This is a genomic window from Paenibacillus sp. Y280 (assembly GCF_056786335.1).
Map to the genome: position 1 here is coordinate 69,891 of NZ_JBXCIW010000008.1, position 23,794 is coordinate 93,684.

19 protein-coding genes are annotated in these 23,794 nt (G+C 48.7%); 9 read left to right on the forward strand and 10 right to left on the reverse strand.

Features of this window, described 5'->3' with window-relative positions:
- The first annotated feature begins 108 nt into the window (after positions 1-108).
- Together AC1TPC_RS12820 and AC1TPC_RS12825 are read left to right on the forward strand one after the other, a co-directional pair.
- A complete protein-coding gene (locus tag AC1TPC_RS12820; protein WP_482067236.1) occupies positions 109-1,320 on the forward strand; it encodes an aspartate aminotransferase family protein in 1,212 nt (403 codons plus the stop codon).
- 389 nt (positions 1,321-1,709) lie between these two features.
- Positions 1,710-1,952, forward strand: coding sequence for a hypothetical protein (locus AC1TPC_RS12825; RefSeq protein WP_482067237.1), 243 nt, complete (start codon positions 1,710-1,712; stop codon positions 1,950-1,952).
- A gap of 26 nt (positions 1,953-1,978) precedes the next feature.
- Here the strand turns inward: AC1TPC_RS12825 and uxaC are convergent, their stop codons facing one another.
- Together uxaC and AC1TPC_RS12835 are read right to left on the reverse strand one after the other, a co-directional pair.
- Positions 1,979-3,385 (reverse strand): glucuronate isomerase, encoded by a 1,407-nt coding sequence (gene uxaC / locus AC1TPC_RS12830; RefSeq protein ID WP_482067238.1) that lies wholly within the window; start codon positions 3,383-3,385, stop codon positions 1,979-1,981.
- Positions 3,386-3,404: 19 nt separating this feature from the next.
- A complete protein-coding gene (locus AC1TPC_RS12835; protein ID WP_482067397.1) occupies positions 3,405-4,700 on the reverse strand; it encodes a Gfo/Idh/MocA family protein in 1,296 nt (431 codons plus the stop codon).
- Between the two features lie 127 nt (positions 4,701-4,827).
- On the opposite strand from AC1TPC_RS12835, the gene AC1TPC_RS12840 reads away from it, so the two are divergent.
- From AC1TPC_RS12840 to AC1TPC_RS12855, 4 genes are all read left to right on the forward strand, one after another.
- The gene (locus AC1TPC_RS12840; RefSeq protein ID WP_482067239.1) at positions 4,828-5,682 is read left to right on the forward strand and encodes a helix-turn-helix domain-containing protein; all 855 of its coding nucleotides are present in this window, start codon (positions 4,828-4,830) and stop codon (positions 5,680-5,682) included.
- Positions 5,683-5,831: 149 nt separating this feature from the next.
- Positions 5,832-6,836 carry a Gfo/Idh/MocA family protein gene (locus AC1TPC_RS12845; protein ID WP_482067240.1) on the forward strand — a complete coding sequence of 335 codons (1,005 nt, stop codon included), beginning with the start codon at positions 5,832-5,834 and terminating at the stop codon, positions 6,834-6,836.
- Positions 6,837-6,876: 40 nt separating this feature from the next.
- Positions 6,877-7,824, forward strand: a complete 948-nt coding sequence (locus tag AC1TPC_RS12850) for an AraC family transcriptional regulator (RefSeq protein WP_482067241.1) — start codon at positions 6,877-6,879, stop codon at positions 7,822-7,824.
- Positions 7,825-7,857: 33 nt separating this feature from the next.
- A complete protein-coding gene (locus AC1TPC_RS12855; RefSeq protein ID WP_482067242.1) occupies positions 7,858-8,937 on the forward strand; it encodes a Gfo/Idh/MocA family protein in 1,080 nt (359 codons plus the stop codon).
- Positions 8,938-9,137: 200 nt separating this feature from the next.
- Here AC1TPC_RS12855 and AC1TPC_RS12860 read toward each other — a convergent pair whose 3' ends face one another.
- From AC1TPC_RS12860 to AC1TPC_RS12875, 4 genes are all read right to left on the reverse strand, one after another.
- A complete protein-coding gene (locus AC1TPC_RS12860) occupies positions 9,138-9,833 on the reverse strand; it encodes an SDR family oxidoreductase (protein ID WP_482067243.1) in 696 nt (231 codons plus the stop codon).
- A 195-nt stretch (positions 9,834-10,028) separates the two neighbouring features.
- On the reverse strand, positions 10,029-11,078 hold the full coding sequence (locus tag AC1TPC_RS12865) for a LacI family DNA-binding transcriptional regulator (protein ID WP_482067244.1): 1,050 nt from the start codon (positions 11,076-11,078) through the stop codon (positions 10,029-10,031).
- A gap of 161 nt (positions 11,079-11,239) precedes the next feature.
- Positions 11,240-12,313, reverse strand: coding sequence for a Gfo/Idh/MocA family protein (locus AC1TPC_RS12870; RefSeq protein WP_482067245.1), 1,074 nt, complete (start codon positions 12,311-12,313; stop codon positions 11,240-11,242).
- Between the two features lie 5 nt (positions 12,314-12,318).
- A complete protein-coding gene (locus AC1TPC_RS12875; protein ID WP_482067246.1) occupies positions 12,319-13,446 on the reverse strand; it encodes a Gfo/Idh/MocA family protein in 1,128 nt (375 codons plus the stop codon).
- A 174-nt stretch (positions 13,447-13,620) separates the two neighbouring features.
- Here AC1TPC_RS12875 and AC1TPC_RS12880 point away from each other — a divergent pair, with 174 nt between their 5' ends.
- From AC1TPC_RS12880 to AC1TPC_RS12890, 3 genes are all read left to right on the forward strand, one after another.
- The gene (locus AC1TPC_RS12880) at positions 13,621-14,478 is read left to right on the forward strand and encodes a helix-turn-helix transcriptional regulator (protein WP_482067247.1); all 858 of its coding nucleotides are present in this window, start codon (positions 13,621-13,623) and stop codon (positions 14,476-14,478) included.
- Between the two features lie 97 nt (positions 14,479-14,575).
- On the forward strand, positions 14,576-14,998 hold the full coding sequence (locus AC1TPC_RS12885) for a MarR family winged helix-turn-helix transcriptional regulator (protein ID WP_482067248.1): 423 nt from the start codon (positions 14,576-14,578) through the stop codon (positions 14,996-14,998).
- Between the two features lie 55 nt (positions 14,999-15,053).
- Positions 15,054-16,277, forward strand: coding sequence for an MFS transporter (locus AC1TPC_RS12890; RefSeq protein ID WP_482067249.1), 1,224 nt, complete (start codon positions 15,054-15,056; stop codon positions 16,275-16,277).
- Here AC1TPC_RS12890 and AC1TPC_RS12895 read toward each other — a convergent pair.
- From AC1TPC_RS12895 to AC1TPC_RS12910, 4 genes are all read right to left on the reverse strand, one after another.
- A complete protein-coding gene (locus AC1TPC_RS12895; protein WP_482067250.1) occupies positions 16,269-18,110 on the reverse strand; it encodes a PAS domain-containing protein in 1,842 nt (613 codons plus the stop codon). The genes AC1TPC_RS12890 and AC1TPC_RS12895 overlap by 9 nt on opposite strands.
- A 237-nt stretch (positions 18,111-18,347) precedes the next feature.
- Positions 18,348-19,562, reverse strand: coding sequence for a 2-oxoglutarate dehydrogenase complex dihydrolipoyllysine-residue succinyltransferase (gene odhB, locus AC1TPC_RS12900; RefSeq protein ID WP_482067251.1), 1,215 nt, complete (start codon positions 19,560-19,562; stop codon positions 18,348-18,350).
- A gap of 6 nt (positions 19,563-19,568) precedes the next feature.
- Positions 19,569-22,484 carry a 2-oxoglutarate dehydrogenase E1 component gene (locus AC1TPC_RS12905; RefSeq protein ID WP_482067252.1) on the reverse strand — a complete coding sequence of 972 codons (2,916 nt, stop codon included), beginning with the start codon at positions 22,482-22,484 and terminating at the stop codon, positions 19,569-19,571.
- A gap of 320 nt (positions 22,485-22,804) precedes the next feature.
- Positions 22,805-23,767 (reverse strand): acetylxylan esterase, encoded by a 963-nt coding sequence (locus tag AC1TPC_RS12910; RefSeq protein ID WP_482067253.1) that lies wholly within the window; start codon positions 23,765-23,767, stop codon positions 22,805-22,807.
- Positions 23,768-23,794: the final 27 nt, after the last annotated feature.

Consider the following 23,794-nt stretch of genomic DNA (forward strand, 5'->3'; position numbering starts at 1 on the left):
AGTGCAAGTGGAGTTTACATCATAAAGAAAGATTCATTTATGGAGTTGAATTTTTATTCTTCATACTGTATATTTATGCAATAGAATGAATTATCGGGAGGCACGTCAATGATTCAGATGGAAAAATCGGCAACAGCAGCTTTATTGGAAACCGCGGAGAAATCGGTACTTTTTACGGCACGCCGTCCTAGCATCGTGATGGAACGCGGCGAGGGTATGCATATATGGGATACAGATGGAAAATGTTACTTGGACTTTGTCGGCGGCTGGGCGGTCACCAGCTTGGGGCATTCCCCTGCTGCATTGCAGGAGGCGTTGTCGCGTCAAGCTTCAACGTTGGTTCATGCGAGCCCCGGTTACTATAATAAACCCATGATTGAATTCGCCGAGCTGCTGACCAGCGTTAGCGGTATGGACAAAGCCTTTTTTGCCAGCAGCGGCGCCGAAGCGAACGAAAGCGCAATAAAGCTGGCAAGAAAGCACGGCGCTGTAAATTTAAATGGAGCCTACGAAATTATAACGTTAAAGAACAGCTTCCACGGACGCTCTCTGGCTATGATGTCTGCGACAGGAAAAGAGCAATGGAAGGAGCTTTTTGCACCCAAGGTAGACGGCTTTAAGCATGTGCCCATTAACGACCTTGATGCATGCTTTGCTGCGGTTACGAACCAGACATGTGCCATTATGGTTGAGCTCGTACAAGGCGAAGGCGGTGTTCATGCTGTAGATGAAGCGTATTTGTATGGTCTTCGCAAAATGTGCGACATGTACGGTATGCTGCTTATTTTTGATGAAGTACAGACGGGGATGGGCAGAACGGGCAAGTTGTTTGCTTATGAGCACTACGGCATTATGCCCGATGTGATAACACTTGGCAAAGGCATTGGCGGCGGCTTCCCACTGTCAGCGATGCTGACAAAGAGCAAATACGATCTATTCGAGCCTGGCGATCAAGGCGGAACCTACACGGGAGCGCCGCTCGCGATGGCCGCAGGCTATGCTGTACTTCGGGAGCTGCTGGAGCTAAATTTAGCAGGCAATGCCAAGAAGCAGGGCCAATATCTAGCAGACAGCTTGCGCAAGCTAACCTGTGAAATTCCAATTTCAAATATTCGCGGCAAAGGGCTGCTGCTGGCGTTCGACGTTCCAGAAGGCACTGCCGCTAATCTAGCCGCAATTTGCTTGCAAGAAGGACTTCTCATTAACGCGCTAAATTCATCAACAATTCGGCTCGTACCGCCACTAATCGTATCCCAGCAGGACATCGATCAAATGGTTAGCATCCTGTTCCGCGCTTTCGGCCAGCTGAAAGCAGTATAAGCTTAGGCAGCAGTTGCGCTGTTGCCTAGCCAAAGACACTTATGCCGATCATCGAACAGCTCGTCCAATTCCGCTTTAGAATGGGCGAGCTTTTCAAGCTTTTCTTATGAGCGGGATGAGACGCAGCTATGTTTGGTTGCTGGCTGCTTTCTTCTACTGCAGAAAGTACAACAGAAACCTTACATCACACCCTCCTAAATAAGCTACATTGCAGAAACTGCAACAGAATCCGCTTAAAACCGATGATTAGTGGCTACAACGTAGAACTCCCTGTTACTCTGCCAGTGCCATACCGCTATACATTCAAAACAAAACGAATGATGGATAAGCCGCTCTGCATACGCTAGATACGGTTGTAATGCTCCCAATCAAGCAGGAGGGCTCCTACTTTGCGAACACGCGCTGCCAAAAACAAAGAATTCAAGATATACATCATTCCCGCATGGAAATGGAAGGAATTCATCGCCTTCGAGCTCATCGGCGGCACTGCCTTCTATTTGCTTTGCCGAAAAACAGCCCATTCCGAGCTGTTTGGCGTCGCCGCCAACATTGCAGGGCCGCAAATGCTCAAATATTTGATGGCCGCTTATCGGCTGGACGCAAAAAACGTTCCGCAGTCCCCGCCGAACTAGCGGAAATGCAGAACGTTTCTTAAGCGCTAGAAGCCGAAGTAGGCTTTCGCGTTGCGATAGGAAATGTTCTGAACCATATCGCCCAGCAGCTCCATATCCCCGGGAGCCTCGCCGGCCTCAACCCATTCACCAAGCAGATTGCAGAGCAGACGTCTAAAATACTCATGCCTGGTGTAGGACAGAAAACTGCGTGAATCAGTCAGCATTCCGACAAAGCGGCTAAGCAAGCCCAGATTAGCAAGCGCATTCATTTGGTCAAGCATACCATTTCTTGTATCGTTGAACCACCATGCTGAGCCAAGTTGAATTTTCCCCGGTATCCCGCCGCCTTGGAAGCTTCCAATAATAGAGCCGAGCACATCATTATCCTTGGCATTAAGCGAATAAACGATTGTTTTCGGAAGCGCATCATCCGTATCCAAAGCATCCAGCAGCTTCGCAAGCGGGTAAGCCACTGCGCTATCGTTGATCGAGTCGAAGCCCGTATCCGGCCCAAGCTTGCCGAACATGCGGGTGCTGTTGTTTCTTGCCGCATTGATATGGAATTGCATCGCCCAGCCGCGCTCGGCGTACAAGCGTCCCAGAAAGAGCAGCGTATACGTTTTGTATTGCTTCTCCTCCTCCAAGCTTACCGTTTCCCCATTCAAGGCTTTGGCAAAAATAGCGGCAGCATCACCCTTCGTCGTCTCGGCATAAGCGACATAATCAAGCGCATGGTCGGAAACCTTGCAGCCCACCTCGTCAAAAAATTTCACTCTCGCCGCAAGCGCGTCGAGCAGCGCATCATAGCTGTCAATCGTGCTCGCAGCCGCAGCTCCAAGCTTGCCGATCCACTCTACAAACGTAGCGCGGTTTATTTCGAGCGCTTTATCCGGCCGGAAGGACGGGAGCACCTGTACGTTAAAATCTTCTAAATCCTTGATTGCAATATGATATTCAAGCGAATCAACCGGATCATCCGTCGTGCAAATGACCTCTACGTTCGACATTTTGATCAAATCACGCGCTCTATACTGCCCAGTTGCGAGCTTCGCATTGACTTTCTCCCATATCGACTTGGCATTCTTCTCATTGATCAGCTCATCTACGCCGAAATAACGGCGAAGCTCCAAATGCGACCATTGGTACAGCGGGTTGCCAATCGTTTGCGGGACCGTTCTCGCCCATGCCTCGAATCGCTCGTAATCGGTAACGCCTTCGCCGCCGGTAACATAACGCTCCTCTACTCCGTTCGCGCGCAGCGCCCGCCATTTGTAGTGATCGCCGTACAGCCATGCCTCCGTCAGGTTCGAAAAGCTCGTATTCTCGAAAATTTGCTGCGGGCTCAGATGGCAGTGATAATCAATAATAGGCATGTCCTTGGCAAACTCATGGTATAACCGGACTGCCGTTTCGTTCGATAACAAAAAATTGTCGTCCATAAATGGCTTCATTCCCGCTTCCCCCTCTACCTTATTTGTGGAATTTCACAAGTTCATCGATCTGTACGGCAAGCCCCGTTTGAATAGAACGGTTTGCTGCGATACCCGTTAGAATCGATCTCGCTCCGTCAATATGATTAGCTGCTCGGTTGAAAGGGTCTGCCACAGGCGTCCCGAACAAATCGTTCAACAGCACGGGATCTCCGCCGCCATGGCCGCCGACGCCTACCTCCACCTCAACCTCGTATGGGGCAGCAAACATCGGGAACACCTTGATCGTTTTCTCCTTCAAAGCACCCTCATCCGATTTCTTCCCGCCAGAATTGACATACGATTGCTCGACGATGTTCATCTCAAGGCGGCCCTTCGTTCCGTTAAATGCGATACGGTAGCCTTCCCATGGCAAGTAAGCGTTTAACGAGTATGTTAGGATTGCATTGTTTTTGTAGCGGACAAGCACGCCCATCGTGTCTTCAATATTAATCCCGTCCCCGAATACGCTTTGATCGCGGCGATAGCCGTCCTCATGCTCCGCATCCAAATACATCGCCTTCAGATGGTCATTTTTGTCCAAGTGCAGCGCAAACGGATCATTCTCAGCATTCGGATTTCCAGTCGCCCGCTCATAAAACTTTGTTTCCCCGCGCAGCTCGGCATTTTCGCGTCCATAGAACAAAAGTTCTCCAAAGGCGAATACCGATTCCGGCTGCGAGCCGATCCAGAAGTTGACGAGATCGAAATGATGCGTCGATTTATGGACGAGCAAGCCGCCGCTGTTTTGCTTATTGCGATGCCATCTGCGGAAATAATCGGCTCCGTGCTGCGTATTTAGAAGCCACTCGAAGTGAACGGACGTTACTTTGCCGATTGTCCCATTTGCGATAAGCTCTCTGGCCTTCGTATGATGCGGGGCATAGCGATAATTGAACGTTACCCGCACGTTGCGGCCCGTCCGCTCCACCGCGTCCAAAATGTCCTGGCATTTTTTCTCATCGACTGTCATCGGCTTCTCTGTCACGACATCGCACCCAAGCTCCAGCGCGCGAATAATGTACGTATGATGCGTACGGTCCATGCTCGTCACGATAACAGCATCGGGCTTCTCAGCCTCAATCATTCGGTCAAATTCATTCGATTTGTAAGTTCTTACCGCTTCATATTTATATTTATCCACTAAAATCCGATTCGCATAGTCCATACGGGTTTGATTAATATCGCAAAAAGCAAGCAGCTCAGACGTCTCTCTGAAATCGGTTGCAAGAGCTCCATAAAAAAATTCAGCCCTGCCGCCGCTGCCTACCAATACATAACGTTTTTTAGTCATTATCCTAATTCCTCCCTAGATTCGTTACTTTCATCTTACTGCATGAGAGTGGTATAATTCTCTGCATATGATGCTTATTTTTCATAAAATACCGCTTATTTTGCGAAAATAATTCAAAAGGAGCGAATCGATGAAAAATATTCCGCTCGATACCTGCAGCTTTGGCGCCATACCTGAGCTGTATGTAGAATATACGAAGCGCGCAGCGCCATTTACGATGGCAGACGACCATTACCATGACTATTATGAAATCTACTATATGCTCGCCGGGCAGCGGATCTATTTTATACGCGATCGTTCTTATTCTATCGAGCAAGGCGACCTGGTGTTCATCCATAAGCATGAGCTGCATAAAACGATGCAAACCGGCGATGCCGCCCATGAACGGCTCATCATTCACTTTGATGATGCGACAATCCACCGCCTTGCAGGCAAGCATGCCGAGCTTCTGCTCATGCCGTTCAGACACGCCACCCATATTATCCGCCTCCCAAGGCAGGAGCAGCTGGCTGCTGACCAATTGATGCGCAGGCTGCTGGCGGAGATCGGGCAGCGCCCCGAAGGCTATGAGCTTTTTCCGACTCACGCACTAACCGAACTGCTGCTGACCGCAGCCAGATACATGCAGCAGCATGAGCCTGTCCCGCTCCACCATGCAACGCCCATGCATGCAAAGATTTCAGAGGTGATCCGCTATATCAACGCTCACTTTGCGGAGCCGCTTAGGCTTGGCGGGCTCGCTGATCAATTTTTTATCAGTCCCTGCTATTTGAGCCGGATGTTCAAGGAAATGACAGGCTTCACCTTCTCCGATTACGTCATTCTCACGCGTATGAAGGAGGCGCAGCGCTTGCTGCGCGAGCCCGAAATGAGCATTACGGATATTGCCGCAGCTGTCGGCTTCGACAACTTTTCCCATTTTGGCAAAACCTTCAAAAAAATCACCCGTCTATCCCCGCGTGAATATCGCAAGCAGCACTTGTAAATGCAGATATATGTGTCGTAATATCGTATATATCAAGTCATTAAATTGCACTAAAAATAAGAAGATAAATATGTTAGATTATATTTGTTGTCATAATTTTATATACGAAATAGCAATTCATTAATAGACGTCCAAGGAGAGATGAACCGATGATTCGAATTGGTAAAATCAGTTATTGGCATGTACACGCATGGGATTATACGAAGCAAGCGCAGGAGCATCCGGGCACGGAAATCGTTGCGGTATGGGATGAAATCGCAGAACGCGGGCAGGCAGCTGCCGAGAAGCTGGGCGTTTCTTTCTATGAGAGTCTAGATGAAATGCTCAAGCGCGACGATATTGACGCGGTTATCGTTGATGCGCCAACCGTAAGACACCAAGAGGTTATGGTTGCGGCAGCTAGAGCCGGCAAACATATTTTCACAGAGAAGGTTGTAGCTGCAACTTTAAAGGAAGTAAACGTTATACTGAATGAAGCAGCTAAAAATAATGTAAAATTGACGGTATCGCTGCCTCGTTTGAATGACGGCTATACGCTCGCGATTCGCGATATTTTGTCACAAGGCGTACTTGGGAAGATCACGCTCGTACGTGCTCGTTTGTCTCATAACGGTGCGACAGCGAACTGGCTTCCTGAGCATTTCTACAGCCTGGAAGAGTGCCGCGGCGGCGCATTGATCGATTTGGGATGCCATCCGATGTACTTGACTAGACTGTTTCTAAATGAAATGCCTGAAGAGGTAACGGCTCATTTCGGCTACTTAACTGGAAAAGAAGTGGAGGATAACGCGGTATCGGTCTTGTCTGCTCCTTCCGGCGCGATCGGAATTGTAGAGGCTGGCTTCGTCAACAATCATTCACCGTTTACGCTTGAAGTACATGGCACGGAAGGAACGCTGCTGTACGGCACGCCAGACAACCAGCTGCTGCTTCGCACAACGAAAGCAGGCGCAGAATCATCCGAGGCTTGGACAGCGCAACCGATTCCGGCGGCTAGAGAGAGCGCTTTTGAACAATGGGTGTCGCATATCGAAAACAATACGTCGGCAGACGAAAATGTAAGCCTTGCCATTGATTTGACCAAGCTGATGGAGGCTGCAAACCTATCCGCCCGCGAACATCGTGCCGTTAGAATCGATGAGCTAAGCGAGTAACCGCACTAGTAAAAACGCAGTACTCCGAGGAGGAATCCGCATGCCTAACTTTCCTTATGAGGTGATGCATGAACGCCAGGATGCGCTAGAGCGTCTGGAGCTTTGCATAAGATGGGGACCCTACGACATTCATGTGCTGCGCTTCCATCTGACGCAATTTCCTCCCGGCAGAATCGTCGGATTTCACAAGCATGCGGAATATGAATTTCATTTTATCCCGCAGGGCAAAGGGAAAGTCATCATTGTTGACCAAGAATACGCACTGAAGCCCGGCATGCTTTATTTAACCGGACCCGAAATTATGCATTACCAGGAAGCGGATGCCCTTGAAGCGATGGATGAGCTCTGCCTGCACGTGGACATCATTGACAGAAGCGCTCAGGATGACGGCGGCGCTTCCCATTCCTACGACGATTGGGAAGCTGCTGAAGCCCGCGATTGCATCGAGAAGCTGAAAAATTTGCCGCTGTTCCCAACGGCCGATCTGCATCAAGCGATGCCGCGCTTTCTTGAAGCCTATCAAGCCTGCAACGACAATTTTGTCGGAAGCTATACGACCATCAAGCAGACGGTTATTCAAATCTTGCTGCGCGCGGTTCGCGCTTACGACAGCGCGAGTGAGCAGAAGCAGTTTCCGACGCGTGATATGAAAGCGTACCGCTACCGACTTGCATTGGAATATATTTACGCAAACTATGACGGCTTCATCACGCTGGAGGACGTAGCAGACAAGCTTAATCTAAGCTCAAGGCATATTCAGCGGCTGTTCAAGGAGCTGCATCACGGGCATACCTTTAGCCGAATTTTGGAAGACATTCGTCTAGCCGTCGTATGCCGTGAGCTGCAGGAGAGCGAGCAATCCGTGGAAAAAATAGCGAAGCTTGCCGGCTTTGCCGGCGGCAACTATCTGCACGCTGTGTTCCGCAAGAAGTTTGGCGTCACGCCATCCGAATACCGGAAGAGCTCACGCCAAGCCGTACCGCAATGATCGATCATACCCAACCATTAGGAGGCTTTTAACATGTCCAAAATATATAAACTTGCTATTATCGGCTGTGGAGGTATTGCAAACGGCAAACATTTGCCAAGCCTTAAGAAGCTAGCCAACGTTGAAATCGTTGCATTTTGCGATATCGTCGAGCATCGCGCAATTGAAGCGGCTGCCCTTTATGGCGCTGAAGGCGCTAAAGTATACACAGATTACAAAGAGCTGCTGACTGACTCCTCCATCGAAATCGTTCACGTATGTACGCCGAACGACTCGCATGCCAACATCGCAATCGATGCGCTTGAAGCAGGCAAGCATGTTATGAGCGAGAAGCCAATGGCCAAAACCGCTCACGATGCACAGCGCATGGTTGACGCAGCTCGCCGTACAGGCAAGAAGCTGACAGTTGGCTACAACAACCGCTTCCGTCCAGACAGCCAGTATTTGAAAAAGATTTGCGAAGCTGGCGAGCTTGGCGACATCTATTATGCGAAAGCGCATGCGATTCGTCGCCGCGCCGTTCCGACTTGGGGCGTTTTCCTTGATGAAGAGAAACAAGGCGGCGGACCGCTTATCGATATCGGTACTCACGCACTTGATTTGACGCTGTGGATGCTTGACAACTATAAGCCAAAAGTCGTGCTTGGCACTTCGTATCATAAGCTTTCGCAGCGCGAAAACGCAGCTAATGCTTGGGGCCCGTGGGATCCAGCGAAGTTCACGGTAGAGGATTCTGCATTCGGTATGATCGTCATGGAGAACGGCGCTACAATCGTGCTTGAGTCCAGCTGGGCGCTTAACACGCTTGAAGTTGACGAAGCGAAGTGTACGCTATCTGGTACAGAAGCCGGCGCTGACATGAAGGATGGCCTTCGCATTAATGGCGAACAGCATAGCCGTCTATATACAACTAAGGTTGATTTGAAGGCAGGCGGAGTTGCTTTCTACGATGGCAAAACGGAAAGCGACGCTGACCTTGAGATGAGAATGTGGCTGAAAGCAATCGACGAGGACACTGATCCAGTTGTAACGCCCGAGCAAGCATTCGTTGTTTCGCAAATTCTTGAAGCGATCTATGAATCATCCAAAACCGGCAAAGCCGTATACCTATAAGCAACTGCAACAATAAAGGAGCTGCCTCGCAAGGTCTGATTAGACCTTGCAGGCGGCTCCTTTATTGTTTCTAGGCATTAGTTCATAATAGCCTCCGTCAATTTAATTTTGATGACAACGATCGTCCATGTATCGCATTACCAGCGCAATCTCTTATTCAAGCTTGAAATAGACCAGCCATTTGACCTGTCCTCTCAGCGTTATAGGTTCATTGAGTAGCCGTTATGATCAATAATAAGTGCATCCGCTTGAATTTTCCGCTCTACAATATCCAAAATACCGGCAGCAGACACGTTCGCGTCGCCCGGTGCCTTCTCGCCGCCCATATCCGTTTTGATCCAGCCCGGGTGAAGCGCATGAACGACAAAGCCTTGAGGCGCCAGCTCGCGGCGAAGCTGCGCGGAGAACATATTAAGAGCCGACTTGGACAGCGCATACGAATAGTCTCCGCCATAAGCGCCAGTATAGCAGCCCGCTTCCGAGCTAATGTTGATAATGCTTTGCCTCTCTCCCCTGCGGAGCAGCGGCAAGAAATGCTTGAGCACGACAATCGGTCCGAATAAATTCGTTTGGAAGGATTGCTCCACCTGCTCCATATCAAGCTGCTCCAGCTTTTGATCTCTGCCCAGCAATATCGCAGCGCTGTTAATAACAGAATCAAGCCGGATATCTCGGCTCTCCACCTGCTCGCAAGCATAGCGAACACAATTCTCATCCACGACATCAAGCGGAAGTATCGTCAAATGACCAGGGAACCTCGCAATGAGCTCCTGCAAGCCTTCTACAGAAGAGCCTGGACTGCGAACGCCAGCCAGCACGTGATGCCCTCGTTTGCATGCTTCGGTGGCAAGCGCTAAGCCGAGGCCTCGATTAGCGCCTGTAATCAGAATGTTCATGTTGCTATTCTCCTCCTATTCAATCAGCCGCGTACTGTGAAGCGTTTTCGTAACTCTCAAAAATGAGTTCTTCGCATCGTAAACACGCGTTTATTTTTGTCCAAAAAAAAACAATAATTACGCTTCTGCTGCTCCATGTCATTTGGAGCAGCAGGAAATGTAAAGGGGGAGATGCGGCATTCCGGTTGCATATGCCTATGACTCGGCGGTTATGCTTTGACAAGAATCACGGACGATAAGCTCCGTGCTTACGGCAAACGTTTGAAAAGCTTCGCTGCCATTCTCAATGCTATTAATTAAAGTTTTAGTCAATTTATCCATCATATCGGCAAAATCAACCCGAATCGTCGTTAACGCCGGACTATAATGAGCACTCAGAATATGATCGTCAAAGCCAATTACTGATATATCCTGTGGTACGCGAATGCCGGACTCCTTAAGCGCCCGTATCGCTCCAAAGGCTACGCTGTCGTTCGCCGCAAATATCGCTGACGGAAGCTCCATCTTCGCCTTCAAAAAATCCTTAATCGCTTGATAGCCGCTTTCCTCGTTAAAATCGCCCGGCAGCATCCACTGCGAGACGAGCGGCAGCTGATGCCTGGACATCGCAGCCTGAAAGCCCCTCCATTTGGAAGGACCGGAGTACCTGTTCATATCCCCGTTAATCATCCCGATTCGCTTATGCCCCAAGCTCACTAAATAATCAATTGCTTGGCCTACGCCAGTCTCGTTGTCGAAGTTGAACACGACGCGATTGGGCTCGGAACGTCCCGGCAAATGCTGATCGACGATCGCGACCATAAATCCTTCTGCGATTAGCTCCTCAATCAGCGGCTCATGATTCGCTGCTCCAATGAATACGCCTCCGTCGATTCTTCGCTGATAGAAGCTTTCCTTGATCGTGCGGGTCTCCTCCTGCTCTTTCATATCTCGAACGATATGCGTAAGCACGTAATAGCCATGAGAAGAAGCGCTGTCAATAATCCGCGCAAGCAGCAAGCTTGAAAGGCTGTCGCCGGATACGCGGCCGGAATCAATCATAAATAAGCCGATCGTGCGCGTACGCTTCCCTGCGAGCACTTGAGCGGATAGGTTCGGATAATAGTTGTATTGCTGAATGACCTTCATCACTTTTTGCTTCGTCTTCTCCGGGACGTTGGCATAATTATTGATTACTCGGCTGACCGTGCTTCTGGAAACACCAGCTAGCTTGGCGATTTCCGTGCTGTTTATTTCCTTGCTCAACCAAAGACCCTCTTTCCATGAACACGTGTTTATGGGCATATGGTTCCAATGATCTGAAGCGCTGTCAATTCATAATTACACGATTCATAAAAACAACGATTACAACTCCTCAGCGATGCTTCATCTAATCGTATAAGATTCAACGTATACACCACATAAGCTTACTCCACCTTCGTTGCATGCTTCTGCGCCAGCAGAGACAATTCCGCCGCTTTGAACGTATGCTCCTGTGTCATAGCAAGCTCCGTTCCATTTAAGCAATCAAGGATAAGCTGTCCAAAATAAGGAAAACCAACTTTACCTCCCAGCTTCAAATGCTGTTCGCCATCGGCATTGACCAGATAGAGCTGATCGCCTTCCTTTTCACGGGCAATATCGATATATTTGCGCATCTCAATATAGCCATCCGTACCAAGGATGATCGTCCGACCATCGCCCCAAGTGCCAAGGCCGCTTGGTGTCAGCCAATCCACGCGGAAATAACCGGTTGCCCCGTTATCCCCTACAAGCGTCATATCGCCAAAATCCTCTAGCTCCGGATAGTCTTTATTCGCATAATTGGCGACCTTGCTGTTCACGACGCTGGCATTGCGATTGCCTGTAAAATAAAGAAACTGCTCGACTTGATGCGATCCGATATCACAAATGATGCCGCCGTATTTTTCCTTCTCAAAAAACCATGCCGGCCTTGACGCTGCGTTCAAACGATGCGGACCAAGCCCAATCACCTGCACCACACGTCCGATTGCCCCTTGCTCGATCAACTGACCGGCATACACAGCGCTCTCCACATGCAGCCGCTCACTGTAATACACGGCATATTTTTTCCCAGTCTCTGTGTAAGCGGCACGCGCATCCGCCAGCTGCTCTAACGTCGTAAACGGCGCTTTGTCCGTAAAATAGTGCTTGCCGCTGCGCATCACGCGTACGCCGAGCGGTCCTCTTTCCGAGGTAATGGCAGCAGCAGCCACAAGCTGCACTTCAGGATCAGCAAGCACCTGCTCTTCCGAATCAGCTGCCTTCACCTGCGGATACTGGCGAATAAATGCCTCTACCTTCGTTGAGTCGGGATCATACACCCATTTCAAAACCGCTCCCGCTTCAATAAGACCGTTGCACATTCCATAAATATGCCCATGATCGAGACGAACGGCGGCAATTACGAATTGTCCGTCCTCCACTACTCGATTCGGTTTTCCTTTCGGTGCATACTTCATCCCATCCGCTTTGCTCATTGTCCTTAATCCTCCTTCTGATAAGCCGAATTCGAGATCCGTTCTTGCAAATACTGATGGAACAGCTCTTCATCAATCGGAAGGTCAACCCAGTTGTCGGTCCAAGTTGATAGCAGCATCGCGTTCGAGAGCATTAGTCCCTTAATGCCTTCTTCGCCGGGAGCAATCAATTTTTCGTCAAACAATATCGCATTTACCCAGTTTTGCGTAATTCCTTTATGTTCGGGATAGCTGCCTTTGACCGGAATTTCGCATTTCCAGCATTCCGGCTCGCCGAAGCCTCCAGTGTAGTTCTTATTAAATTCCGACTCAGACACGCGCAGCCGCCAAAAGGTTAATGTATCATTTTCAATGACGATCTTGCCGCGGTCGCCGCTTATTTCCAATCGGTTTGTTCCGGGCGCTTCGCCTGTTGTCGTAACGAATACGCCAGTTGCGCCGTTTTCGTATTCCACGAATGCCGTCACGTCATCCTCAACCTCAATATTGCGATGCTTGCCAAAATAACAGAACGCACGGACGCGCTTCGGCATCATGTTGATCGTCCACTGCCACAAATCAAGCTGATGCGGATCTTGATTGAGCAGCACGCCGCCGCCTTCACCTGCCCAAGTTGCCCGCCATGTCCCTGAATCATAATAGCTTTGAGAGCGGTACCAGCTCGTAATAATCCAATTGGTCCGTTTTACCTCGCCAAGCTCTCCAGCATCAATCAATTCCTTCAGCTTCACATAAATCGGATTTGTTCGTTGGTTATACATCATGCTGAATTTCACATTCGCCCTGCTGCCCGCCTCATTCATCATGCGAACCTGCTTTGTATAAACACCTGCCGGCTTCTCGCAAAGCACATGCAGTCCTCGCTCGAAGGAAGCGATTGCAAGCTCTGGATGCGAGTAATGAGGCGTAGCGATAAGAACGCCGTCAATCAAGCCGGAATCCATCATCTCATAAGGATCGGCATACAAGCCTACTTGATCTCCCAGCTTCTCCTTGGCCCATTGGAGATTCGACTGCAGGCTGTCGCTGACAGCGGTAACTTCAACGCCGCTTACTTCGCCCCTCAATAAGTAACCAATATGTCCCTTGCCCATATTTCCAAGTCCGATAATACCTAAACGAACGATCTGCATCCGAATGCCGCCCCTTTATTTGAAAGTTTAAATAGCTGATTTGCCAACTCGTTTGAACCTGCCTTTATGGTAGCACTTCAAGATCGCTCAGGCTTCATTCGCATTATCCTGTTTACGCTTTTATTTGACTGTGGTTGGTGTATAATGAGGGTATTTACAAGGGGAGGCAAAATGATGAGCACGCAGCAACGAATTAGCTTGCCTTACACAATGGGGACAAGCTCCGATTTTAACGCTCAAATTCCTTACCATACCCACTTTCATTATGAAATTTATTATTTTCATGGCGGCAAGGTCAATTACCTTATCAATGATCGTATTTATGTACTTGAGCCTGGCGATCTTCTGCTCATGCATGGAATGACGCTGCACCGTGCACATGTAGACCCAAGTGAAAAATATGTCCGCTCCATCCTTCATTTCGACCCGTTTTATTTCAAGCAATTTATTCAGCCTCTGTATACGCCTGACCTGCTCGAGCCGTTCCAGAAGCTTCAAAATGTTAGATTGCAGCTGCGCGGCGACCAGAAAGCGGAGGTTGAGGATACCCTTCTCAAGCTGGATCAGCTATACATGCAGCAGGATCCATTTTCACAGCAGCGTTTTCAGGCACGGATGCTCGACTTTTTAATATTAATCAATCAGCTATGCCAGAAGCCGCTTCATGATAAACCTACCTTCCCATCGTCCAAAGAGCAGCATGTACAGGCCATCATCTCATACGTTGAGCGCCATTACGAAGAAGATATTACGCTTGCGGGCATTCAAACGGAGCTTCATTTAAGCAAATTTTATTTAGCTAAAACGTTTAAAGAAGTTACCGGCAGCACGATCTTCCAGTTTCTAATGCTGCGCAGAATTTATCAGGCCAAAATTGATCTTATCGATACGGTTAAGCCGATAACCGAGGTCGGATACGAGGTCGGCTTTAAACATCCGTCACACTTTAGCCGCGCTTTTAAGCTCCATACCCAGTTCACTCCCGAGCAATACCGCAAGCAGCATCAACTCCTTTCCGCTGGCCAGGAATAGACTCCAATCCGCAATAATAGATTGGAGTAGTTGACCTATTTAGTTGATAAGCGTATTATTGTTATATCAACTAAGTGAATGGAGCAGGTGAACACAAGTGGAATTCCAACAATCCGTAGGTTATGTCATAAGCAATACAGGACGCAAATTAAATCAAAGGCTGCAGCAGCTTTTTCAAGAGCATGATGTTACGCCGGAGCAATGGTCGCTGCTCATGTGCCTTGATGAGCATGACGGCATTACACATAAGGATATAGCTCAGCGCACCGATAAAGACCCCGCCAACATCACACGATTAGTTGATCAGCTTGAGCGCAAGGAGCTCGTCCGGCGCGTAGCGAATCCTGGGGACCGAAGATCACAGCTTCTCTATTTAACCGAAAATGGCAGAACGAATGCCCGTACGCTGGCGCCGATCGAGGCGAATTTTGTGATGCAAATGCTTACGAATATTTCGGAAGAAGAGATTCAAGCATTCATGAGCTTCATGGCCATAATTAAAAAAAACGTGGAGCAGTAAAGATAGCTGCCCGCTAGATAAGCAATTGCCGCTGTCATCTGAGAGGGGAACATACATGAATACCAATAAATTATGGAGCTCAGACTTCATAAAAATATGCTTAAGCAGTTTTTTTCTATTTTTCTCTTTTTATACGCTAGCAACCGCGCTGTCGGTTTATGTGACGAACGGGCTCGGCGGCACCGATACGCAAGCCGGCTTGTCCATGACCGTATTCGTTATCGCCTCCGTACTCCTTCGTCCCTTTGCCGGGCAGCTTATGACCAAGTATGGCGAGCATAAAATCGTCGTTATTTCCTTATTGCTATTTTTATTATTTTCGATGGCATACTTAGGCGTTTTCGGCTATGCCATGCTTTTGCTCGTTCGTTTTTTTCACGGGGGCACCTTCGCGATTGCGACTACCTCCACAAATACGACCGCAATCGGCATTATTCCCGAGCATCGCAAAGGAGAAGGCATCAGCTATTTCAGCTTGTTTATGAGCCTGGCAATGGTTATCGGACCGTTTGTTGGCTTAACGATCACAACGCATGGCGGCTTTACCGCTATGTTCGCCTTATGCGCAGCATGCTCCCTGATTGCCTTCGTGCTAGGCGCTTCAACGAGACGCAAAGCTGATAGGCCGATACCTGCTGCTGTAGATGGCGATCAAAAAAAATCCAAAAGCAAGCTGCAATGGCGCGACCTTGTAGAGAAAAAGGCTGTACCTATAGCGCTTAGCGGTTTTGTTGTCGCTTTCGCTTACAGCGGCTTAGTCACCTTTATGTCCGTATTTGCTCACGAGCAAGCCATTGATCAATATGCCAGCTATTTCTTCGTTTGCTTCGGCATTATGATTGTTTTGCCGCGCCCGCTAGTAGGCAAATTGCTCGACCGTGCAGGCGAGCATGTTATCGTCTACCCTAGCATAGCCATATTCACAATCGGCATGTTTCTGCTCAGCCAAGCGAGCTCGCCAGCAATGCTGCTCGTTTCCGGAGCCGTCATTGGGCTTGGCTATGGGGCATTGCTTCCCTGCTTCCAGACGATTGCGATACTCGCAGCCCCTGCTCATCGCAGAGGTCTCGCTACAGCAACCTTCTACCTGCTGTTCGATCTTGGTTACGGCATCGGCTCCTATACGCTTGGCTCGTTAGCGTCAAGCTACGGCTACAGCGTTATGTATATCCTTTGCGCCATCATTATCGCCTTTTCATCCGTCATTTATTTTACGCTTCATCATAAACGCAAACGATTGACGAACGCTGCCGCAGACGAGGTCTATGTATCACCGTAAGCTCAGTGACAAATGCTTGGCCTGTACGGGCAATGTAATTTCAACCATCGTCCCTTCATTGGGAACGCTGCTAAGTTGAAGCGTACCCTTGTGCGCTTCAATAATGCGCGTGCTGATCATAATGCCGAGACCTGTCCCTTTTTCCTTGGTCGTCAAAAAAGGCTCGCCGATTCTTTTGATTAATTCCTCTGGTATGCCTGAACCCTCATCCTTAATCTGAATATGAACGTAGCCGTCTTCCATCGTCGTAACCGACAAAGTTACCTCGCCGCCCTTCGGCATCGCTTCGAACGCATTTTTAATAATATTCAAAAAAACCTGCTTCAGCTGATCTACGTTTCCATATACCGACGGATTCGTTTGATCATAACTAACCTTCAGCTCCACATTTAGCAATATAGCCTGCGTCTCCAATATCGAAATAACGCTTTGCAGAATAGGCTCAAGAGGCTCGTAGTTAAATTGAGTGAAATGAGGCTTTGCTAACGTCATAAATTCATTCACGATAAGTGTAATACGGTCAATTTCATTAGCCATAATGTTAAAATAATGCGGCGTCTCCGGATATTTTGCACTAAGAAGCTGCGTGAAGCCTTTTAGCGCAGTCAACGGATTGCGTATTTCATGCGCCACTCCTGCAGCGAGCTGTCCTATAGCCGATAGCTTCTCTGATCGAATGAGCATCTCCTCCGAACGTTTGCGGTCGGTCAAATCACGAATGACAGTAAGCATAACATCCTTGCCCACATAATTGTTGATCCGAATGCTCGACAATTCCACATCAATATGCTGCCCATCTCGACGAATAATGACTCGTTCTTCAAAGGGCGTTGGTTCATCTGAGAGCGTAATATTTTCCACCGTTTGCATATGCGTTTCATGATCGCTTGGATGAATAAATTCAAGTATGCTTAGACCAATGACTTCGGCTGCACTGGTTATTCCAATCACCTGCAGCGCCAATCTATTCACATAAATAATAATCCCTTGATCGCTCAGTACGATTGGTTCAGGAACGAATTTAATGATTTTCTGATAGAGCTTAGCACTGTCTCTCAGCGTCTTTTCCTTATCGCGCTTAAAGGTAACGTCCTGCAGCGTGCCAAGCAAGGATGGATGCCCGTTAAACATAATGATCGAGCTGTTTCCTTCCAAATAGATAATGCTGCCATCTTTCTTTATTCCTTTTAGCTTAAGTGGAAATTGATCTATTCCTTCGTTCATGCCTTTCAAAACATCAATTGTGATCCTAAGGATATCTTCCTCCGGGACCAAATGAGTTGGCGAGAGCGATTGCAACTCTTCCTCTGAATACCCATACAGCTCAGCCAAATAAGGATTTGCATAAACGACTTTATGCTTTTGTCCCACAAATACGCCTGCTACTACGCTCTCCATCAAGCTTTTGTACAAATAATCCTTCTCGTGGAGCGATGCTTTCATCCGTATTTGGTCGGAAATATCATGAACGATGAGCTGTATGGCAGGCTTTCCGTCAAATTTCACTGCTACCGCTCTCAATTCTACCTCTATAATCGCTAGGTCCAGACGAATCAGCTTGTAATATATACAATGAGAAGGGTTCGCTTCTCGTATCAAAAAATTAATATTGGCAGAAAACTGCTCTAAATATTCTGGATGAACAAAATTGCTCATAGGATGCGCGATGATTTCATCCAATCTGGTTACGCCTATCATATTCAGATAAGCTCGGTTAGCAAAAACAACATCACCTTCCAACAACACAACAAGACCATCTGGAAGCATATGAACCAGATGCTGATATCTCTCTTCACTTTCCTTTAATTGCTCCCCTACTCCTACTATCTTCATTTAGGTTACCCACCTCATTCAAGCAATTAGCTTTGTCTGATTGTTTACTTTCAACATCGCTAGCCCGCTTCCTGCTGCATCGTATAATTTAATGGGCTAGAAATTCGTATTCAAGTGCAAATTCTGCGATATGATCCTATCCATATGAAGAGGACGGGATTAAATTATCGAAACGAAAAAACCGCCCTTAAAGCAGATTCCTCTGCTTCAAGAGCGGTTCTAATTGATCTATCTATGTTAGCCTTCAAGAAGAAGTGCTTCTGGATCTTCTAGAAGCGCTTTGACCATCACGAGGAAGCGAACAGCTTCACTGCCGTCTACGATACGGTGATCGTATGACAATGCGATGTACATCATCGGACGGTTTTCCATACGAGTCTCGTCGATTGCTACTGGACGGATTTGAATTTTGTGCATGCCGAGAATACCAACTTGCGGTGCGTTAAGAATTGGCGTTGAAAGCAACGAGCCAAATACGCCTCCATTCGTAATCGTGAAGCTGCCGCCTTGCAGATCAGAGATCGCAAGTGTGTTCGATCTTGCTTTGCCAGCAAGCTCAACGATGTTTTTCTCGATTTCAGCAAAGCTTAGACGATCTGCATCACGAACGACCGGTACAACAAGGCCTTCTTTTGCAGATACAGCAATACCGATATCAAAGAATTTTTTTGTAATAATGTCTTCGCCGTCGATTTCCGCATTAAGCAGCGGGAAGGCTTTCAGCGCGCCAACTACCGCTTTCGTGAAGAACGACATAAAGCCTAGGTTCACGTCATTTTTCTCGAAGAACGCTTGTTTGCGGCGTTTGCGCAAATCAAGAATCGCCGTCATATCCACTTCGTTGAAAGTCGTCAGCATCGCTGCTGTACGCTGTGCTTCAACTAGGCGATTAGCAATCGTAACCCGGCGACGGGACATCCGTTTGCGTTCTGTCGGTTTCGCATCTTTGCTTGCGCTAGCTGGCTCTGCTTGTGTAAGCGGAGCGGATTTAACTGGCGTTGCTACCGCTGGTGCAGGAGCTTGTCCAGACGCCGAAAGATCGATTCCTTGCTCACGAGCACGTTTGCGAGCAGCAGGAGAAGCATTGATCGCTGCTGTGCTTTCGCTTGCAGGAGCTGATGGCTTAGCAGCAGGCGCTGCTGGAGCAGCCACAGGAGCGGCTGGTGCCGATGGTGCAGCAACGGCTGCCGGAGCAGCAGGTGCGGACGCACCGCCCGCTGCTTCTCCGATCGAACCGATTGCTTCGCCTACGAGAACGACATCGCCGTCTTGCTTCGCAATGCGAGATACAACGCCGCTGTTGTCAGCGCTAATTTCAATGTTAACTTTATCCGTTTCAAGCTCTAGTAGGACATCTCCTTGACTAACGGAGTCGCCTTCCTTCACGAACCATTTCGTAATTGTTCCTTCAGATATGGACTCGCCTAATTCTGGTACTATAATTTCAGCCATTAGTCATTACCCCCTAATCAAACTTGTTTCAACTGGTTTGCCGTTCAAAGCTGTCGAAATGATCCATTTTTGTTCAGCAGCATGTACCTCTTGGTGTCCGCTTGCTGTACTTGAGCGATCAGGTCTGCCTACATAGCGAACGGCTGCCTTCTTAGGTGCCAGCGCACGCAAACGCGGCTCCATGAAGCTCCATGAGCCCATGTTTTGCGGCTCTTCTTGTACCCATATGATTTCTTCCAGCTTGTCGAATTGCTTCACGATGCGCTCGATCTCTGCATGAGGGAACGGATAAAGCTGTTCCACTCTCGCAACGCGCAGCCACTCGTAATCCTCTGCGTTTGTTGAAGAGAGCGCCTCTTCGATATCAATAGCAACCTTACCTGTGCAAAGCAGAAGCCGTTTCACTTTATCCTTCTGATCCTTCGGCTCCGTTAGGCTGAATTGCGGCAGCACCGGCTTGAATGAGCCTTCGCTGAATTCGACGCCATGCGAAGCGACGCGCGGATTACGGATCAAGCTCTTAGGCGCCATAAGAACGAGCGGACGTACATGCTCTGTGCCTAACAGCGATGCTTGCTTACGCAGCAAGTGGAAATATTGTGCGGACGACGTCAAGTTAGCAACCGTCCAGTTGTTGTCAGCCGAAAGCTGTAGGAAACGCTCCAGCCTTGCGCTGGAATGCTCCGGTCCTTGACCTTCATAACCATGCGGCAGCAAAATTGCAATGCCGGATTTTTGCGACCATTTTGCACGGCCAGCCGAGATGAATTGGTCGAAAATAACTTGTGCAACGTTTGCGAAGTCACCGTATTGCGCTTCCCAAATAACAAATGTCTCAGGAGCAAATACGTTATAGCCATATTCAAAGCCAAGTACTGCCGTTTCCGACAACGGGCTGTTATGAACGGCAAAGGATGCTTTCGCTTGCGGCAAGATATGCAGCGGTGAGAACTTGGCAGCATTTGAATTATCGTTAAGCATGATGTGACGATGCGCGAACGTTCCGCGCTCTGAATCCTGACCGCTTAGACGAATTGGCGTACCGTCTGCGAGAATCGTTGCGAACGCAAGCGTCTCCGCGTGTGCCCAATCTACTTTTTCGCCATCGTTCAAGGCAGAAGCTCTGCGCTGCAAAATCCGTTGAAGCTTCGTATATTCCGTGAAGCCTTCCGGACGGTTGAGCAGCTCCAGGTTAATGTCGCGAAGCGTCTCAAGCGGTACTGCTGTGCGAGCTTCTTCACCGGCAGGAAGCACCGACTTCTGCTGCTCGCCGCGAATTTGCGGCTGGCCTTCATTTGCTTTCATTGCATCGTAGGCTGCTTGCAGCTTGCTGTTCGTACGTGTACGAAGCTCCTCAATCTGCGCATCCGTGATCGCTTTCTCGCCTTTCAACTGCTCGCTGTAAAGCACGCTTACGGTTGGGTGATTGCGCACTTTCGAGTACATAAGCGGCTGCGTCACATCCGGATCATCCATTTCATTATGACCGAAACGGCGGTAGCCAATCAAATCGATAACAAATCCTTTATTGTAGCGGAGACGGTATTCACATGCGAGGCGTACTGCCGCCAAACATGCTTCCGGCTCATCCGCATTTACGTGTACGATTGGAATATCGAACCCCTTCGCCAAATCACTTGCGTAATGAGTCGAACGTGAATCGATGCTGTTCGTTGTAAAGCCAAGTCGGTTATTCGCAATAATGTGCAGCGTACCGCCATTGTGGTAGCCTTGCAGCTTATTGAAGTTCAGCGTCTCGGCAACAATCCCTTCGCCGATGAAAGCAGCGTCGCCGTGAACGCAGATCGTAACCGCTTTTGACGGATCCTGCTCAGGGAAGCCTCGCTTGCTGCGATCCTCTTGCGCGGCGCGGGTAAAGCCCTCGACAACCGGGTTTACGAACTCAAGGTGACTTGGGTTGTTGGCAAGCGTAAGATTCGCACGAATCGTTTCGCCTTCCTTCACTGCACGGTCTGCCCCCAAGTGGTATTTCACGTCGCCAGTCCAGCCGTAGTTAAGGCCCATAGACCCTTCAGACGGGATAAGCTCCTTGTTTGGCGCATGGTGGAACTCTGAGAAAATCTTCTCGTATGGCTTGCCGAGCACATGCGTCAGTACGTTAAGACGACCGCGATGAGCCATACCCATGAGAATGTTATTGGCTCCGTCATGTGCGACTGCACGGACAATCTCGTCTAATACAGGTACGAGCATATCAACGCCTTCAATTGAGAAGCGCTTCTGACCAACGAATGTACGGTGCAGGAAGTTCTCGAAATACTCAACTTCCATAAGACGCTCAAGAAGTGCCGAACGCTCTCTAGCCGACAGCGGTGCTGGGAAGCTTCCCGATTCCGCTTGCTTGTTAAGCCAGTTCCGTTCGTTCTCATCATGAATATGTGTAAATTCATACGCCGCGGAACGGGTATAAATTTCTCTCAAGCGGCTAATTGCCTCCCAGCCATTTGAGATCGATGCTGGCGCATTATCCCAAATAAGCGAAGCCGGAATAGCGGCCAAATCTTCTTTAGTAAGCCCAAAGGTTTCTGGCTCGAGGAGCTTCGTATCTGCTGCAGGGCTAAAACCGAGCGGGTCTATATCCGCAGCTAAATGGCCGTATCTACGTATGTTCAGCATAAGCTGATGCGCAGCCACAACCTTTTTCAACATATTTGAATCAATCGGACCAGTTGCTACTGCAGTTGATGCAGCCTTTTGCTCGCTTGGCTTAGCCGAAGTGCTTGGAGTTGCTCCCAATGATACGGCCGGCGGTGCTCCAAAACGTTCAAATAGCTCACGAACTGTTGATTCAACGGAATCAGGATCGGTTAAGAACCGTTCGTATTGCTCCTGCACATACCCAAGATTGGGGCCATAGTAGCTTTGCCAAGGCGAATAATTACGCTCATCATGGTTGCTCATTGCAGAAAATTCCACCCTCTCTATTCATTGCCATTCTATTATTTTCTAAGGCGAAGCTCGCCATACATGCCCGCCAACTTGCACTTGCTCAAATCGTCTCCAAATTGCTCTTTTCTGTATGGTCATTACGAAAAACCATCAATTCATGCTGTCTTTTGGACACCTCTTAATAGCTCCCTTATATCTTAGTACATAGTACGCTCACCTTCCATGATCATATTAGCATCAATATCATCCATTTCAAGCATTGATTGTCGTTCTCGGACAATCAAGCGAGCATCAATTGGATGCCGTATCCAGAAATTGGTGGAATCTGAAGGCTAATGCCTTGCGAGCGCTTCCTGCAAAAATAAAATAGCTGCGCGAGTCTGATACTCGTTCACTTCATGACCGGAAAAAGGGTAGTCATTCAGCTGTTTTTGCGAACGAATCCGATTATATACAGCGTAAACCGTCTCTGGCAGGCAAACAGTGTCCTTCCAGCCGACCGACATCAGAACAGGCGCTTTAATGCGCTCCGCCAAGTTCAATAAATCAAAATGGGCTAGCGTAGTCAGCACCATGCTTAATCGTTCCGGATACCGCTTGATATACTGTGCAATTTCGGTCAGCGACCCCGTTGAATGCATGATGCCGTAATCCATATGGCACATATTCGGAATATCAGACACGACCGCGCTTACCTTAGGATTTAGTGCAGCAGCAAGCAGCGCCAGTCCGCCGCCCTGACTTGCGCCGAAAACGGCTATTCGGTTGTCATCCACCTCTAGCTGAAGCGCCGCCACCTCAACCGCCCTTACTGCGTCCATCGTTATCGCTTGATAGTAGCTATGCTCAATACTCGCGATCCCCTGTGAAACCCAGCCTTTAACCGCGCCTTCGCTGGATGTTAGCAAGTTTCCGGTTTCTCCTCCTTGTCCGCGCGCATCGACTGCAAATACAGCATAGCCAAGCAGCAGCCATGCTGCATATCGCTCAGGCAATCCTTTATCGTTTGCGTAGCCCTGATAGATGACGATACAAGGGAGCTTATTGCCTTCCAAGCCATGCTGCGGAACAATATACAAGCCATGAATCAGCGTATCATCGCTCCCCTTGTACGTTATACGTTCTGTCCTTACAGCCGCAAGAGGAGTATCCAGCGATTCTCTCGCTATATCTAGAGGCTTCTGCTTATAACGGAGCAATATGTCCTGCCAGTACGTGTCAAGCTCGTCCGCACCAATGGTCGCCGGCGGGTTATACGCTAACCAATCATTTTTACGTCGATTAATTGCATTCATCTCAGTATACCCCTATTCCGATTCGCA